Source organism: uncultured Arthrobacter sp. (assembly GCF_964021775.1).
Taxonomy (GTDB): domain Bacteria; phylum Actinomycetota; class Actinomycetes; order Actinomycetales; family Micrococcaceae; genus Arthrobacter.
This window is the reverse complement of record NZ_CAXHZI010000001.1, coordinates 15,122-30,361: the sequence shown is the minus strand read 5'-3', so window position 1 is coordinate 30,361 and position 15,240 is coordinate 15,122. Positions and strand designations below refer to the sequence as shown.

The following is a 15,240-nucleotide window of genomic DNA, read 5'->3' as shown; positions in this document are numbered from 1 at the left end:
TGGTGCGGCTGCCGCAGCCCTCAAAGTTCCCCCGGAGCGCCGGCGACCCACCCAAACATCGGCAGCGCCACTGGGGGCGGACCCCAGGTTACGCCCGGTTACCCTGCGTGAACTGGTGTTTCCGCACCGTTGTTCCGCTTTCGGACGCCGCCCTATCGTCGATGCATGGCAATTCAGGACATTTACCCCACGGCGCTGCGCCTGCTCGGCCGCCCCGTGCTGGTGGTCGGCGGCGGACCCGTCGCCGCACGCCGCGCCAAAGGACTGCTCGACGCCGGCGCCCGCGTCACGGTCGTGGCGCCCCTTGCCTGCCCGGCCCTGAACGAACTGGCCGACGCCGGGCTGCTCAGCTGGCAGCCCCGCCCGTACCGCGGATCCGACGTCGACGCCGCCTGGTTCGTCCAGACCGCCACGGGCGACGCGGCGGTGGATGCGCAGGTCGCCGCCGACGCCGAGGCGCAGCGCATCTGGTGCGTCAACGCCTCCGACCACGAGGCGTCCGCCGCCTGGACGCCCGCCGTCGCCGTCGTCGACGACGTCAAAATCGCCGTCAACGCCGGGGGAGACCCGCGCCGCGCGATGGCCCTGCGCGACGCCGTCGCCACCGCCCTGGACACCGGGGACCTGCCGCTGCGCCGCCACCGCGCTTCGGGCACAGGCTCAGCCGACGGTCCCGGCAGCGTCGCGCTCGTCGGCGGCGGACCCGGGGACACCGGCCTCATCACCGTCCGCGGCCGGCGGCTTCTGGGCCAGGCCGACGTCGTCGTCGCCGACCGGCTCGGCCCGCGTGAACTCCTGGCCGAACTCGCCCCGGACGTCCGCGTGATCGAGGTAGGCAAGACCCCGGGCCACCACCCGGTCCCGCAGTCCGGGATCAACCGGATCCTGGTGGACGAAGCCCTCGCCGGCCACCGGGTGGTCCGGCTCAAGGGCGGCGACCCCTACGTGCTGGGCCGCGGCGGCGAGGAAGCCGAATTCTGCCGGCAGCACGGCGTCGAGGTGGAAGTCGTCCCCGGCGTCACCTCGGCGGTCTCCGTCCCCGCCGCCGCGGGAATCCCGGTCACGCACCGCGGCCTGGCCAAAGGCTTCAGTGTGGTCACCGGCCACGAAGAGCTCTCCGAAGTCCCCGCCCGCGCCGACCACACCGTGGTGTTGCTCATGGGCGTGGGACAACTGCGCGACTCCGCGGCCTCGCTGGGCCGCGCCGGTTTGCCAGCCGGGACACCTGTTGGCATCGTAGAGAATGGATACCTGCCCAACCAGCGGGTGACCATCGGAACGCTCGAGACCATCGCGGACCAGGCGGAGGCCGCAGGCGTCGCGAATCCCGCCGTGATCGTGATCGGTGACGTGGTCCGCGTCAGCCCGTTCGCGCCGTCGCACTTCAAGACCGCGGACTACAGCACCACGTCCCCGAACGCACCCCGAAGCACACGCACCACCCAGACCCGCGTCATGACCCCGTAAAGACCGTCGATTGCTCCACAACTGCCGTTATCAAGCCTCAAAAGGGCTTTTATGGAGCAACGGAAGCAGAAGAATAAGGAACACAGCCGTGTCAACGAACACCCCTGTAGGAACGCCCGCCCGCCCGCTGCGCGTCGCCGTCGTCGGTTCCGGCCCCGCCGGCGTCTACGCCGCGGACATCCTGACCAAGAGCGAGGCCGTCAAAAGCGGCGAGCTCACCGTCAGCATCGACCTCTTCGACCGGTACCCGTCACCCTACGGCCTGATCCGCTACGGCGTGGCCCCGGACCACCCGCGCATCAAGGGCATCGTCAACGCCCTGCACAAGGTCCTGGACCGCGGCGACATCCGGTTCTTCGGCAACGTGGACTACGGCACGGACCTCACCCTCGAGGACCTCCGCACCCACTACGACGCCGTCATCTTCGCCACCGGCGCCATCAAGGACGCAGACCTGAACATCCCTGGCATCGAACTCGACGGTTCCTACGGCGGCGCCGACTTCGTCTCCTGGTACGACGGGCACCCGGACGTTCCCCGCGACTGGCCGCTGGAGGCCAAGGAAATCGCCGTGATCGGCAACGGCAACGTCGCGCTGGACGTCGCCCGGATGCTCTCCAAGCACGCCGATGACCTCCTGGTCTCCGAAATCCCGGACAACGTCTACCGCGCACTCAAGGACTCCCCGGTCACGGACGTGCACGTCTTCGGCCGCCGCGGCCCCGCGCAGGTGAAGTTCACCCCGCTGGAACTGCGCGAACTGTCCCACTCCAAGGACGTCGACATCATCCTTTACCCCGAGGACTTCGAGTTCGATGCCGAATCGGACCGCCAGATCCAAAGCAACAACCAGACCAAGACCATGGTGGGCACGCTGACCAACTGGATCGCCGAACAGCCCGAGGACCTCGCCGAACTCACCGCGTCCCGCCGCCTGCACCTGCACTTCCTGCACAGCCCGGTGGAGGTGTACGACGACGCGGCGACGCCCGGCCGCGTCGCCGGGATTAAGTTCGAGCGCACCGAACTGGACGGCACGGGCAACGCCCGCGGCACCGGCGAGTTCGTCGACTACCCGATCCAGGCCGTCTACCGCGCCATCGGCTACTTCGGCTCCGCGCTGCCCGAGGTGGACTTCGACCACAGCAAGGGCGTGGTCCCGAACGACGGCGGCCGCGTCCTGGATGCCGCGGGCACCCACGTGCCGGGCATCTACGCCACCGGCTGGATTAAGCGCGGCCCGGTCGGCCTGATCGGCCACACCAAGGGCGACGCCCTGGAAACCGTGACCTACCTGCTGGAGGACCGCGACAGCCTGCCGCCGGCCGCGGCGCCCGCGCCGGAGGCGATCGTCGGACTGCTGGAGAGCCGCGGCGTGCAGTACACCAGCTGGGAGGGCTGGTTGGCGCTGGACGCGCATGAACGGTCCCTCGGCGAGAAGGCAAGCGCCGGGGCGGACAGCATCCAGCGCGAGCGCATCAAGGTGGTCCCGCGCGAGGACATGGTGGAAATCTCCCGCGGCGGTGTCGCTGCGGAGGTCTGACCGCCTGACCAGTGCAACGCGGGGTCATTTCGCGCCCGTCCCGGAGGGAATCACGGGCCCGAGGAGACCCCGCGTTGTTTGATATGTGGGAGATCCCGGCGGGTAGTCAGTAGGCTTACCGTCATGGACACCGCAAGGCACCCAGGATCCGGCCGATGAGGCTCCGTCACAGCAACGCGTCCGGCCGCGGGTACCGCCGGGTTCCCGCCGGGACCGGCTTCAGTTACAAGGACCTGGACGGTTCCACCCTGCCGGCCGGCCCGGTGCGGGACCGGCTGGAAAGCATCGGGATCCCGCCGGCCTGGACCGACGTCTGGATCGCGCCCTACGACAACGGGCACATCCAGGCCACCGGAGTCGACGCCGTCGGCCGGCGCCAGTACATCTACCACCCCAGCTGGCGGGAGCGGAAGGACCGGCTCAAGTTTGACCGGTCGCTGCAGCTCGCGGAGACCCTGCCGTCCGCGCGCCGGCTGGTGACCCTGGACCTGCGCTCCGAAGGACTCACCCGGGAGCGTGTCCTCGCCGCCGCCTTCCGGATGCTGGACAGCGGGTCGCTGCGCGTTGGCTCGGAGCGGTACACCAACGAGAACGGCAGCCATGGCCTGGCCACCCTGCTCTGCGCGCACGTGAAAGTGCGCAAGGATGAGCTGCGGCTCAGCTTCCCGGCCAAGAGCGGCAAGACATGGGAGTCCAGGATCGACGACGCCGACCTCGCCGCCGTCGTCCGCTCACTCAAGCGCCGCGGCGGCAACGCCCGCCTGTTGGCCTACAAGAACGGGCGCAGCTGGCATCCTGTCACCAGCGCCGAGATCAACGATTACGTGAAGGAACGCACCGGCGCGGACTTCACCGCGAAGGACTTCCGCACCTTGCGCGGAACCGTCGCGGCGGCCGTCAGCCTGGCCAGGAGCGGCCCGCAGCCGAAGGTTTCGGCGCGGAAACGCGCCGTGAGCCGCGCCATGGTCGACGCTGCGGCGGTGCTGGGCAACACGCCGTCGATCGCCCGCAAGAGCTACGTGGATCCGCGCCTGCTGGACCACTTCGCGGCGGGGGAGACCATCGACCCGAAGCGGCTGGATTCGGCCGAATCGGAGATCCGGGCGCTGCTGTACCAGGAGGGCGCGGTCGTCCCGCTGCGCTGACCTGGCTACATCCGCCCGAACCGCGCGCGGATCAGGGCGAACACGCCGTACGCGATGAACCCGGCGCCGATGGCCAGCAGCAGGAACGGGCCGAAGGGGTGGTGTTGCAACGCCTTGAGACTGCCGTCCAGCCCGGTGGATGAGCCGGGGTCATCAGTGGCCGCGGCCATCACAAACAGCAGCCCGGTGAGAACCAATGCCAATCCCTTGGCGACGTGGCCGGCCACGCCCAGGCCGCTGATGAGGTGGCCCCGGTGCGTGCCCTCAAAATGCCGCAGTTCCGCCTTGAATTTCTTGCCCAGGCCTTTCACCACGAAGTAGACGCCGATCCCGCTGACCGTCAGGCCCAGCCCGATCAGCAGCGGCGCACCCAGCGGCCGGTTCAGCAGGGCTTGGCTGAACGCCGCGGTGGACTCGCCCGAGTCGCTGCGGACGCCGACGGCGAAGCTGGCGAAGGTGAACCCGACACTGCCGTAGGCGACTGCCAGGAAGCCTGAGGACACCAGTTTGCCCAGCCGTTCCCCGCGCGGCAGATGCCGGGCCCGCAGCGTCGCCTCGCTTAGTTGCCACAGGGCGAGCCCGGCGCAGCCGATGGCGCCGGACCACATCACGGCCGGGCCCCAGGGGTTGGCGGCGAGCTGCTCAATGGCGCCGGTGGGCTCGGCCTGGCCCGGAGCGCCGAGCACCAGCGCGACGGCGATTGCTCCGATCACAACGTGGAGCAGGGCCATCACGGCGAATCCCCAGCGGGCGAGGACGTCGAGCACCCTGCTGTTGGAGGCGGCCTCCGCGGCATCGGCGGCTTCGCCGATGGCAGCCTCGTGGGCCGGCACCGCCTCCCCGCCCGGCAGTTCCCGGCTCACACGTTCTCCTCCATGGCCACGAGCTTACGCGTAACGGCGCCGCCTTCCCGCCGCCTTCCCGGTGTGCGCCCGGCGGAAACCGGGGACTATCAACTTGGTGCTAAGTGTGCTTACTATGTCAGGGGTGCGGTCCCTGGGGCCGCGCCGCTCCGGATTCGATTTCACACGATAGGAAGCTCACCATGGCAGGTAATCTTGTTGCCCGATCCATCCACGACCTGACCGCCGGCGCGTGGTTCGGCGGTTCGCTGATGGGCGCCATCGGGCTGAACGGCGCAACGGCGGAGGCCAAGGACCCGGCCGAGCGGACCCGTCTGTCCAGCCTCGGCTGGAAGAAGTGGGCCCCGTACCAGACCGCGGCCTTCGGTGCGCACTTCCTCTCCGGCCTCGCCATCATGTGGGAAAACAAGGGCCGGATGGCCAAGCAGGACGGTGTCACCCAGTTGAGCATCTACAAGTCCGTCGTCACCCTGGCCGGCGCCGCGGTGACCCTGTACGCCGGTCTGCAGGGTGCGAAGGTGGACAAGCTCGCCGCCGAGGGTGCCGAAGGCGCCACCGAGCCCAAGCCGGGCGCCTCCGAGGAACTCCGCTCCGCCCAGCAGCAGCTGAAGATCCTGCAGTGGGCCATCCCGGTCTTCGCCGGCTCGGTGATCGTCCTGGGCGCCAAGCACGGCGAAATGCAGCGGCCGAAGAACGTCTTCAAGGGCCTCTCCCGCTAGACGCCGCTGGTTCCACTCCGACGCGGGGTCAGAACGCTCCCACGGCAATTGCCGGATGGGCGCGGTCTGACCCCGCGTTGTTGGTGGCGGGGACGCGTGCGTCAGCGCGGGTGGCGGGCGCTGAGCCGCTGCACAGCCAGCGCCAGCCAGAGCTGCACCCGGTCCGCGGTCTGGGCCGGGTCGTAGCCGGTCAGTTCGGTGATCTGCGCCAGCCGGTACCGGACCGTGTTGCGGTGCAGGGTGAGCTCCTCCGCGACGGCCGCGACCGAGCCGTTGTTGCTCAGGTAGCTCTCCAGCGTGGTCATCAGTTCGGCGCCGTGGGCCGCGTCGAAGTGGCGGAGCGGATTCAGCGACTCGTTCGCCATGTCCGCCAGCGGAACGTCCTCGCTGGCCAGCAGCAGCGAGGTTAGGCTCAGCCGCTCCGGCTCGTTGACCGGCAGGCCGTGGCTTGCCGCGTCGCGGGCCTCGAAGTAGCTCCAACGCAGACCGTTGGGCTTGGTATAGGCCCCGCCGATGCCGATCGTGGCATGGATTCCGGCCTCGGCGAGGTGGTCGCTGAGGCTCCTGGCCAGTGCGCCGGCGCCGGTACCGTCGTCGTGGACCAGCACCACCAGGTCCTTGCCGACGACGGCGGTCACCGCCGCCGCCAGCGGCCGCGGCAGCGAGGAGCTCCCCAGCTGCTTGGCGTGGGCCGCCGATTCCGCCAGCAGCACCACGTTCTTGCGGGTGCTGTTGACACCGATGCCGGCGAGCCGCCGAGTGGCTTCGGTGGCCTCGAGCGTCCCGTGGATGACGTCCTCGAGCACCTGCCCGGCCAGGGCGCGCTGCGACTGGCGCTGCTTGACCATGTTGTTGAGTTCAACGCTGATCAGGTTCTGCGCGTAGCCGACGATTCCCGAGTCCTCGAACGGGTGCCGGACCCAGAGCGTGCAGGCGTCGCGGCGGCCGGTGGGAATCGGGTACGAGGCCCAGCCGTCCGCGGTGGGGGAGGGGCTGCCCGCGGCGCTGTTGTACAGCTGCGCCGTGAACTGCGTCAGGACGATGTCGGTGCGCAGCATGGAGCCGAGGTGCTTGAGGAGTTCAGCGAGTCCGCCGCCGGTCAGCAGGGCGCGGGCCAGGACCTGGTGCCCTGCAATCAGCCGCTCCAGCTTGGCGTAGTGGTCCGCGGACTGGGCATCGGCCACCAGCTTGCCGATCGCGATGAAGGGTGTCTCGTAGGGCACTTCCACCACCGGCAGGCCCCACCGGTTGGCCTCGGCGATCAGCGCCGGCGGCACCGCCTCGTGCGTCAGGCCGATCCCGAAGCCGATTCCCACGGCGCCGGCCCGCTGGACCTGGCGGACGAAGCGTCGCTGCTCAGGCGCGGATTTGAGCCGCATCCCGGTGGTGAGGACCAGTTCCCCGCCGTTAAGGAAGCGCTGCGGGTCCTCCTGTTCGGTCACCGCGACCCAGTGGATGTCCTGGTGCCAGGTTGTTTCCGCGAGGCCGGATTTCGTCAGCTTCAGGGACGGGACCCCCAGCAGCGCCGCGAGTGAAATTGCCATGGAATCAGGATAGCCGGGTGCTGGTCAACCGCACTAAAGCCCCGTGGCTTCGGTGTGCAGCTGCCTATTCCCCGGCTTGCGTGCCTGGCATAGGCTCGGAGCAGTCGCAGATCCCTCCTACCTGTCTTCCCCAGGCCAGCACGAAAGAGGTTGTACACCGTGGTTCAAACCTTGCAGAACTTCATCAACGGCGAGTTCGTCACCCCCGCCGGCACCGCCATGCTGGACATCGTCAATCCCACCAACGGCGAGGTGGTGGCCAAGTCACCGGTCTCGGTGCAGGCCGACGTCGACGCCGCCATGACCGCGGCGAAGAACGCCTTCGCCAGCTGGAAGCACGTCACCCCCGGCCAGCGCCAGCTCATGCTGCTCAAGCTCGCCGACGCCGTCGAGGCCAACAGCGACGAACTTGTCGAGGCGCAGCACCGCAACACCGGCCAGGTCCGCTCCCTGATCGCCGCCGAGGAAGTTGCCGCCGGCGCGGACCAGCTGCGGTTCTTCGCCGGCGCCGCCCGCCTCCTGGAAGGCAAGTCCGCCGGCGAATACCTCGAGGGCCACACCTCCTACGTGCGCCGCGAACCGATCGGCGTCGTCGCGCAGGTCGCCCCCTGGAACTACCCGTTCCTGATGGCGGTCTGGAAGATCGGCCCCGCCCTCGCGGCCGGCAACACCGTGGTCCTCAAGCCCTCCGACACCACGCCGGAATCCACCTTGGTCCTGGCCCGACTCGCCGGCGAGATCCTCCCGGCCGGCGTGCTCAACGTCGTCCTCGGCACCGGCGAGACCGGCGCCCTGATGGTGGAGCACAAGGTCCCGGGCCTGGTCTCCATCACCGGCTCCGTCCGGGCCGGCATCGCCGTAGCCTCCGGCGCGGCCAAGGGCCTCAAGCGCGCGCACCTTGAGCTTGGCGGCAAGGCCCCCGCCATCGTGTTCAAGGACGCGGACATCAAGAAGAGCGCCGCCGCGATCGCCGAGTTCGCCTTCTTCAACGCCGGGCAGGACTGCACGGCAATTACCCGCGTCCTGGTCGAGGATTCCGTGCACGACGACGTCGTGGCCGCCATGGTGGAGCACACCAAGACCCTGCGCACGGGCTCGCAGAACGACGAGGACAACTACTTCGGTCCGCTGAACAACGTCAACCACTTCAACGCGGTCACCTCCGTTGTGGAGCACCTGCCGGCGAACTGCAAGATCGAGACCGGCGGCCACCGTGCGGGGGAGAAGGGCTTCTTCTTCGAGCCCACCATTGTCACCGGCGCCAAGCAGACCGATGACATTGTCCAGAAAGAAACGTTCGGCCCGGTCATCACGGTTCAGAAGTTCAGCACCGAGGCCGAGGCCATCGAGTTGGCCAACGACGTCGACTACGCCCTCGCCTCCAGCGTCTGGACCACGGACCACGGCACCGCCATGCGGGTCAGCCGCGACCTGGACTTCGGCGCCGTCTGGATCAACACGCACATCCTGCTCACCGCCGAGATGCCGCACGGCGGCTTCAAGCAGTCCGGCTACGGCAAGGACCTCTCGATGTACGGCGTCGAGGACTACACCCGCATCAAGCACGTCATGAGCGCGCTCGACGCATAACGCAGATGCATAACGCCGCCGCATAACGCAGACGCCCCACTGCCCCCGCCAGACCCGGCCCCGCCGACCCTTCCACGCTTAGAAAGGCCTTCCCCATGACCACCACAGCAAACGACATCACGTACCGTCTGGAGCAGAAGCGCCGCGTCCAGGCCGACTTTCCGGGCCCCAAGTCCGTCGCCCTGACCGAACGCCGCAAGGCGGTCGTCGCGTCCGGCGTCGCCTCCAGCGTCCCGGTCTACGTCGCCGACGCCGACGGCGGCATCATCCAGGACGTCGACGGCAACTCCTTCATCGACCTGGGGTCGGGCATCGCCGTGACGAGCGTCGGCGCCTCTGACCCCGCCGTCGTCGGCGCCGTGAAGGAAGCCGCGGAGCACTTCACCCACACCTGCTTTATGGTCACTCCCTACGAGGGCTATGTCGCCGTCGCCGAGCAGCTGAACCGGCTTACCCCGGGTGACCACGAGAAGCGCACCGTGCTGTTCAACTCCGGTGCCGAGGCCGTGGAGAACGCCGTCAAGGTGGCCCGCCTCGCCACCGGCCGGGACGCCGTCGTCGCTTTTGACCACGCCTATCACGGCCGGACCAACCTCACCATGGCGCTGACCGCCAAAGCCATGCCGTACAAGACCAACTTCGGCCCGTTCGCGCCCGAGGTGTACCGGATGCCGATGAGCTACCCGTACCGCGAGGAAAACCCGGAGATTACCGGCGCCGAGGCCGCCAAGCGTGCCATCACCATGATCGAGAAGCAGATCGGCGGCGAGTCGGTGGCCGCGATCATCATCGAACCCATCCAGGGCGAGGGCGGCTTTATCGTCCCGGCCGAAGGTTTCCTGCCGGCCCTGGCGGCCTGGGCCAAGGACAAGGGCATCGTCTTCATTGCCGACGAGGTCCAGTCCGGCTTCTGCCGCACCGGCGAATGGTTCGCCGTGAACCACGAGGGCGTGATCCCGGACATCGTCACCATGGCCAAGGGAATCGCCGGCGGCATGCCGCTCTCCGCCATCACCGGCCGCGCCGACCTGCTCGACGCCGTGCACCCCGGCGGCCTCGGCGGCACCTACGGCGGTAACCCGGTGGCCTGCGCCGCGGCACTGGCCGCTATCGGTTCGATGGAGCAGTACGACCTCAACGCCCGGGCCCGCCACATTGAGGAAGTCGCCCTGGGCAAGCTGCGCGAACTCGCCTCCGAGCTGTCCGTGGTCGGGGACATCCGCGGCCGTGGCGCCATGCTCGCGATCGAACTGGTCCAGGCCGGCTCGAAGGAACCGAACCCGGAGCTGACCAAGGCCGTTGCCGCCGCCTGCCTCAAGGAGGGCGTCATCATCCTCACCTGCGGCACCTACGGCAACGTGATCCGGCTGCTGCCGCCGCTGGTGATCAGCGACGAGCTCCTGTTGGACGGTCTCGAAGTCCTGGCCGCGGCGGTCCGCGCCAACGCCTGACCGGCAACGCTGACCGGCGGGGCCTGACCGGCGGGCTGGACAAGCCCCGCAGCAACGTGGACGAGCCGCGGACTGAAAAGTCCGCGGCTCGTCCACGTTAGGGGTCTTTCGCCGCCTATTTCCAGGAGCTGGCGTCGAGCTGGATGGCCACTACATAGAGACGCCGACCCTGCTCGATCTTCTCCACCTCGTAGACCCGCACCTTTGTCGGCGGCACCGTGGTGCCCGGGCGGCCGACGCCGATTCCGTAGCTGAGCACCCCTTCGAAGTCACCGGCCGGGGCGTAGCTGGTGAGCGCCCGGTAGCCGATCGAGGGTGCGGGGCTGCTCGTGATGGTGCTGGCCTTGCCGTCCGCTGTGTGCGCCTGCGCGCCGCGGAAAACCACTTTGACGATCGCCCCAGTCCCGGGCATCGGCACGGGCAGGCCGCTGCCGTCGGCGAGGAGCTCTGGCACGAAGGAGATGTCGTAGCTCGGGAAGGCCCCGTTGAACCGGAAGCTCAGCTGGTCATACGGCGGAGTGTCCGAGGGGTGCTGCCCGGCGCCGATCGTGGAGAGCGTGGGAAGCGGCTCGGCGGGCGGCGGAGCCAGCGGCACAGGGTTCCGGTGCGTGGTCGTGAACGGTGCCGCGGCCGACGGCGAGGCCCAGTCATGCGTGATGGTCGAGGAGATCACGCGGTCGCCGTCCTTGGGGGCGGCGGTCTCGTCGGCGTCCGGCGGCGGCGTCGCGGAGGCCGACGGCGTCGTCGAGCCGGTGGGTGACGTCGTCGCCGTCGTCGCGGAGGCCGTGGCCGTCGTCGTAGCGGACGCTGTGGCCGATTCTGTGGCCGTTGCCGGGGCCGTGCTGCTGCCGGAGGGCTGCGGCGGGGAAGGGGTGCAGCCGCTCAGCGCGAGCAGGAGGGCCAACAAACCCAGCCCGGTCGTTTTAGCCGTCAACCCGTGGTTCCCGATCACGCTCATGGTGAGCTCCCCTCCACAACTTCAGCGTAGCTGCGGACGGTGGCGCGCCGCAGGGCCAAAAGTCACCCACTATTGGGCGCATCGCTGGGCTAGAGTCGTTCCTACCACTGCAGAAACGCAGACCGGCCGCCGTTGCCCGGAACCCCGGGCCAGGCTGGATTCTGCCCCAGACCCATAAGGGGTTCTTCGATGCGATACGTAGTTGGCTACACACCCAACGACCGCGGCGCCGACGCCGTCGCGCTGGCCTCGGCCATGGCCCGCGCCCAGGGCGCCCACCTGGACCTGGTCCACGTCGTGGACCGGCACACCCCCTACGTCGCGCTGAACCCGCAGGGAAATCGCGTCAGCGCCGCCGAGCAGTCCGTGCTCACGGCCGAGCGGCAGGGCCTTTCCGCGGTCCCGGAAGGGCTTGAGGCCAGGTTCCACGTGCGCCAGGCGGATTCCTTCGCCGCGGGCCTGATCGACGCCGCTAAGGAGTACCGCGCCGGCCTGATCGTGGTGGGCGCGGCGAGCAGCGGGCTGTTCAAGCGCCACACAGTCGGCAGCGTAGCCAACGCCCTGCTGCATGCCTCCCCGGTGCCGGTGGCGCTGGCCCCGCGCGGCTATCGCAACACCGAACCGATCACCCGGCTGACGCTCGCCGTCGGGCAGCGCACCGGCGCGGAGGCCGCGATCGACGTCGCGATCGAATCGGCCGGGCGCCGCGGCGTGCCGCTGCGGCTGGTCTCCCTCGTGGAGCTCGACGTCGAGGGCGACGGCGGCGAGAACGTCAACGCCGCGCACGTCCACGCGAACACCGTGCTGAAGGCAGCGGCAGAGCGGCTCCCGGCAGGGCACTCGGTCAGTGTGGAAGTGGCGCACGGCCGCACCATCGAGGAAGCGATCGACGACCTCGAATGGGATGACCGGGAGATCATGATCGTCGGCTCGTCCCGGCTGGCGGAAAAGAACAAGCTCTTCATCGGCAGCACGGCCAACAAGGTGCTCCGCGCCCTGCCGGTCCCCATGGTCGTGGTGCCGCGCGACTACGTGCGCATCGACACCACCCCGGAGGACTAACCCCCCTGGGCGCGAACGTACACTTGCGGCCCGTTCCCTGGGCGCGAACGTACATTTGCGGCCCCTTGTCGTGCGCCGACGGGGCCCTAAGTGTACGTTCGCGCGGTGCCGCGGGGCCCTAAGTGTACGTTCGCGCGGTGCGGGCTAGGCGGCGGCGCGGGCCAGCCTGCGGGTGACGGAGTTCTTGCGCGCGGTCCGCAACATGTCCGCCGTGAGCAGGAGCAGGGCCAGCCAGACGACGCCGAAGCCGACCCAGCGCTCCGGGGTCATGGCCTCCTTGAAAACCACCAGCGCCACGATGAACTGCAGCACCGGGGCGAAGTACTGCAGCAGCCCGATCGTCGTCATCGGCAGCCGCCGGGCGGACGCGCCGAAGAACAGCAGCGGGACGGCGGTGATGACGCCGGACGCTGCCAGCAGCCAGAAGTGCCCGGCACCGTTGCTAGTCAGGGTGGCGGCGCCGGTGAGGGCCAGTACGATCATGGTGGCCCCGGCGATGGGTGCCAGCACGATCGTCTCCACGGAGAGGCTGGTGATCGCGTCGGCCCGGGGACCCACGCGCTTCTTGACGAAGCCGTAGAGGCCAAAACTGAACGCCAGGGTCAGGGCGATCCACGGGAGCTTGCCATAGGAATACGTCAGCACACCCACGGCGACGAATCCGACTCCGACGGCGGCCCACTGCAGCGGCCGCAGTTTCTCCTTCAGGACAAATACGCCCAGCAACACCGACACGAGCGGATTGATGAAGTAGCCCAGGGATGTTTCGACCGCCTGGCCGGTGGTCACGCCGTAGGTGTAAGTCAGCCAGTTGACTGCGATCAGGCCGGCCGCGAGGGCGAGCGGGCCGATTACGGTGCGGTTCCGGAATGCGGCGCCGATCACCCGCCAGGAGCGGGTGACAGTGATCAGGAGGACGCAGAAGAGCAGGGACCAGACAACACGGTTGGCCACGATTTCGATGGCACCGGCCGGGTGCAGCACGAAGAAGTACAGCGGCAGCAGGCCCCACAGGCCGTAGGCGCCGATGCCGAACAGGATCCCCGCTGTCGTGTCCTTGTCCACTGCCTTCAGTCCCGGTGCCCCGCCGGGTGCGGGGGCGGCGGCGGCCCCGGGTGCGGGGGCTGCGGGGGCCCCGGGTGCGGGCGCCGCCGGGGGAGTCAGGGCAGCGGGGGCAGGGGTTCCGTCGGAGATAGGCACAAGACCAATAACACCACCCCCGGTGCCCCTATTCCTGCCGGGGACCTTGGTGGTGCGGCCCGGACGCAGTGTTTTCCCCGAGGTTCCCCCTCGACAGCGTTTCCCCCAGCAGTGTTTTCCCTCACCGGGCGGCACATGCCACCGCGGGGACATTTAGAATGGGGGACTGTGCGCTGTATCTTCCGGCGCCCCCTCCAAGACTCAGAAGGGCTTCCGGTGTCCAACTCGGCCGCAACTCCGTCCAAACGTCCCCTCCGCGTTGCGATCGTCGGCGCCGGACCGGCCGGTGTCTACGCCGCGGACATCCTGACCAAATCCAACGAGGTCAAGGGCGGCGACTTCGAGGTCAGCATCGACCTGTTTGAGGCTTACCCGGCACCCTACGGCCTGATCCGCTACGGCGTCGCCCCGGACCACCCGCGCATCAAGGGCATCGTCAACGCCCTGCACAAGGTCCTGGACCGGGGCGACATCCGTTTCCTCGGCAACGTCAGCTACGGCCGGGACCTGACCCTGCACGACTTCCGCGCCTTCTACGACGCGGTGATCTTCTCCACCGGCGCCATCAAGGACGCGGACCTGGACATCCCCGGCGTCGAACTGGAGGGCTCGTTCGGCGGGGCGGACTTCGTCTCCTGGTACGACGGCCACCCGGACGTTCCCCGCGACTGGCCGCTGGACGCGAAGGAAATCGCCGTGATCGGCAACGGCAACGTCGCCCTGGACGTCGCCCGGATGCTCTCCAAGCACGCCGATGACCTGCTCGTCACGGAGATCCCGGACAACGTCTACCGGGCCCTGAAGGATTCCCCGGTCACGGACGTGCACGTCTTCGGCCGCCGCGGTCCGGCGCAGGTGAAGTTCACCCCGCTGGAGCTGCGCGAGCTGAGCCACGCCAACGACGTGGACATCGTCCTGTACCCGGAGGACTTCGAGTTCGACGAGGCCTCCGACGAAGCCATCCGCACCAACAACCAGATCAAAACCATGGTGAACACCCTCGGAAACTGGCTCGTCGAGGAGCACGCCGAGGCCGAGCAGCCGTCCTCCCGCCGGCTGCACCTGCACTTCCTGCACAACCCGGTCGAAATCCTCGGAGAAGACACAGGCGACGCCGCGCACCCGGGCAAGGTGGTGGGCATCAAGTTCGAGCGCATGCGGCTGGACGGCACGGGCAACGTCAAAGGCACCGGGGAGTTCGTGGACTACCCGGTCCAGGCGGTCTACCGCGCCATCGGGTACCACGGCTCCCCGCTGGCCGAGCTGGAGTACGACGCCCGGCGCGGTGTCATCCCGAATGAGGGCGGCCGCGTCCTTGGCGCGGACGGCAAACCCGTGCCCGGCATCTACGCCACCGGCTGGATCAAGCGCGGCCCGGTCGGCCTGATCGGCCACACCAAGGGCGACGCGCTGGAGACCATCGGCTTCCTGCTGGAGGACCGGCTGACCCTCCCGCCGGCGCAGAACCCGGATCCGCAGGCGATCATCGACCTGCTGGACGAGCGCGGCGTCGAATACACCACCTGGGAAGGCTGGAACAAGCTGGATGCCCACGAACTGGCGCTCGGCGCCGCGTGGTCGGCCGCCCACCCGGACGACGGCGTGGTGCGCGAACGCATCAAGGTTGTGCCGCGGGACGAAATGATCCGGATCTCCCGGGACTGACCCGCCGCCGCCGCGCTCTGGCGGCCGCTGCCG

General features: G+C 69.0%; 12 protein-coding genes. 8 read left to right on the top strand and 4 right to left on the bottom strand.

What is annotated here, in order from left to right; genetic code table 11:
• Nucleotides 1–165 precede the first annotated feature (165 nt).
• The 3 genes from cobA to ABIN76_RS00110 all read left to right on the top strand — a co-directional run bounded on the left by cobA (nucleotide 166) and on the right by ABIN76_RS00110 (nucleotide 4,155).
• Complete coding sequence (gene cobA, locus ABIN76_RS00120) at nucleotides 166–1,467, top strand: uroporphyrinogen-III C-methyltransferase (RefSeq protein WP_346957694.1); 1,302 nt, start codon at nucleotides 166–168, stop codon at nucleotides 1,465–1,467.
• Between the two features lie 88 nt (nucleotides 1,468–1,555).
• Entirely contained in the window at nucleotides 1,556–3,010 is a 1,455-nt protein-coding gene (locus ABIN76_RS00115) for an FAD-dependent oxidoreductase (protein WP_346957693.1), read from the top strand.
• A 155-nt stretch (nucleotides 3,011–3,165) separates the two neighbouring features.
• Nucleotides 3,166–4,155 carry a DNA topoisomerase IB gene (locus ABIN76_RS00110; protein WP_346957692.1) on the top strand — a complete coding sequence of 330 codons (990 nt, stop codon included), beginning with the start codon at nucleotides 3,166–3,168 and terminating at the stop codon, nucleotides 4,153–4,155.
• 5 nt (nucleotides 4,156–4,160) lie between these two features.
• On the opposite strand, the gene ABIN76_RS00105 is transcribed toward ABIN76_RS00110, so the two are convergent.
• Nucleotides 4,161–4,988 (bottom strand): DUF1206 domain-containing protein, encoded by an 828-nt coding sequence (locus tag ABIN76_RS00105; RefSeq protein ID WP_346958025.1) that lies wholly within the window; start codon nucleotides 4,986–4,988, stop codon nucleotides 4,161–4,163.
• A gap of 212 nt (nucleotides 4,989–5,200) precedes the next feature.
• On the opposite strand from ABIN76_RS00105, the gene ABIN76_RS00100 reads away from it, so the two are divergent.
• On the top strand, nucleotides 5,201–5,737 hold the full coding sequence (locus ABIN76_RS00100) for a hypothetical protein (protein WP_346957691.1): 537 nt from the start codon (nucleotides 5,201–5,203) through the stop codon (nucleotides 5,735–5,737).
• A gap of 101 nt (nucleotides 5,738–5,838) precedes the next feature.
• On the opposite strand, the gene ABIN76_RS00095 is transcribed toward ABIN76_RS00100, so the two are convergent.
• Entirely contained in the window at nucleotides 5,839–7,281 is a 1,443-nt protein-coding gene (locus tag ABIN76_RS00095; RefSeq protein ID WP_346957690.1) for a PucR family transcriptional regulator ligand-binding domain-containing protein, read from the bottom strand.
• 159 nt (nucleotides 7,282–7,440) lie between these two features.
• Between ABIN76_RS00095 and ABIN76_RS00090 the strand changes: the two genes are divergently transcribed.
• The gene (locus ABIN76_RS00090; protein WP_346957689.1) at nucleotides 7,441–8,871 is read left to right on the top strand and encodes a gamma-aminobutyraldehyde dehydrogenase; all 1,431 of its coding nucleotides are present in this window, start codon (nucleotides 7,441–7,443) and stop codon (nucleotides 8,869–8,871) included.
• 95 nt (nucleotides 8,872–8,966) lie between these two features.
• The gene (gabT, locus tag ABIN76_RS00085; protein WP_346957688.1) at nucleotides 8,967–10,322 is read left to right on the top strand and encodes a 4-aminobutyrate--2-oxoglutarate transaminase; all 1,356 of its coding nucleotides are present in this window, start codon (nucleotides 8,967–8,969) and stop codon (nucleotides 10,320–10,322) included.
• Between the two features lie 115 nt (nucleotides 10,323–10,437).
• Here gabT and ABIN76_RS00080 read toward each other — a convergent pair whose 3' ends face one another.
• Complete coding sequence (locus ABIN76_RS00080) at nucleotides 10,438–11,280, bottom strand: hypothetical protein (RefSeq protein ID WP_346957687.1); 843 nt, start codon at nucleotides 11,278–11,280, stop codon at nucleotides 10,438–10,440.
• A gap of 189 nt (nucleotides 11,281–11,469) precedes the next feature.
• Here ABIN76_RS00080 and ABIN76_RS00075 point away from each other — a divergent pair, with 189 nt between their 5' ends.
• Nucleotides 11,470–12,342, top strand: coding sequence for a universal stress protein (locus ABIN76_RS00075; RefSeq protein ID WP_346957686.1), 873 nt, complete (start codon nucleotides 11,470–11,472; stop codon nucleotides 12,340–12,342).
• A 144-nt stretch (nucleotides 12,343–12,486) separates the two neighbouring features.
• Here the strand turns inward: ABIN76_RS00075 and rarD are convergent, their stop codons facing one another.
• On the bottom strand, nucleotides 12,487–13,542 hold the full coding sequence (rarD, locus tag ABIN76_RS00070; protein WP_346957685.1) for an EamA family transporter RarD: 1,056 nt from the start codon (nucleotides 13,540–13,542) through the stop codon (nucleotides 12,487–12,489).
• Between the two features lie 216 nt (nucleotides 13,543–13,758).
• On the opposite strand from rarD, the gene ABIN76_RS00065 reads away from it, so the two are divergent.
• On the top strand, nucleotides 13,759–15,207 hold the full coding sequence (locus ABIN76_RS00065) for an FAD-dependent oxidoreductase (protein WP_346957684.1): 1,449 nt from the start codon (nucleotides 13,759–13,761) through the stop codon (nucleotides 15,205–15,207).
• Nucleotides 15,208–15,240: the final 33 nt, after the last annotated feature.

Bases quoted from the DNA above. Each gene is read 5' to 3' on its own strand.
- cobA (WP_346957694.1), top strand. From the start codon at position 166: ATGGCAATTCAGGACATTTACCCCACGGCGCTGCGCCTGCTCGGCCGC.
- ABIN76_RS00110 (WP_346957692.1), top strand. From the start codon at position 3,166: ATGAGGCTCCGTCACAGCAACGCGTCCGGCCGCGGGTACCGCCGGGTT.
- ABIN76_RS00100 (WP_346957691.1), top strand. From the start codon at position 5,201: ATGGCAGGTAATCTTGTTGCCCGATCCATCCACGACCTGACCGCCGGC.
- ABIN76_RS00095 (WP_346957690.1), bottom strand. From the start codon at position 7,281: ATGGCAATTTCACTCGCGGCGCTGCTGGGGGTCCCGTCCCTGAAGCTG.
- gabT (WP_346957688.1), top strand. From the start codon at position 8,967: ATGACCACCACAGCAAACGACATCACGTACCGTCTGGAGCAGAAGCGC.
- ABIN76_RS00080 (WP_346957687.1), bottom strand. From the start codon at position 11,280: ATGAGCGTGATCGGGAACCACGGGTTGACGGCTAAAACGACCGGGCTG.
- ABIN76_RS00075 (WP_346957686.1), top strand. From the start codon at position 11,470: ATGCGATACGTAGTTGGCTACACACCCAACGACCGCGGCGCCGACGCC.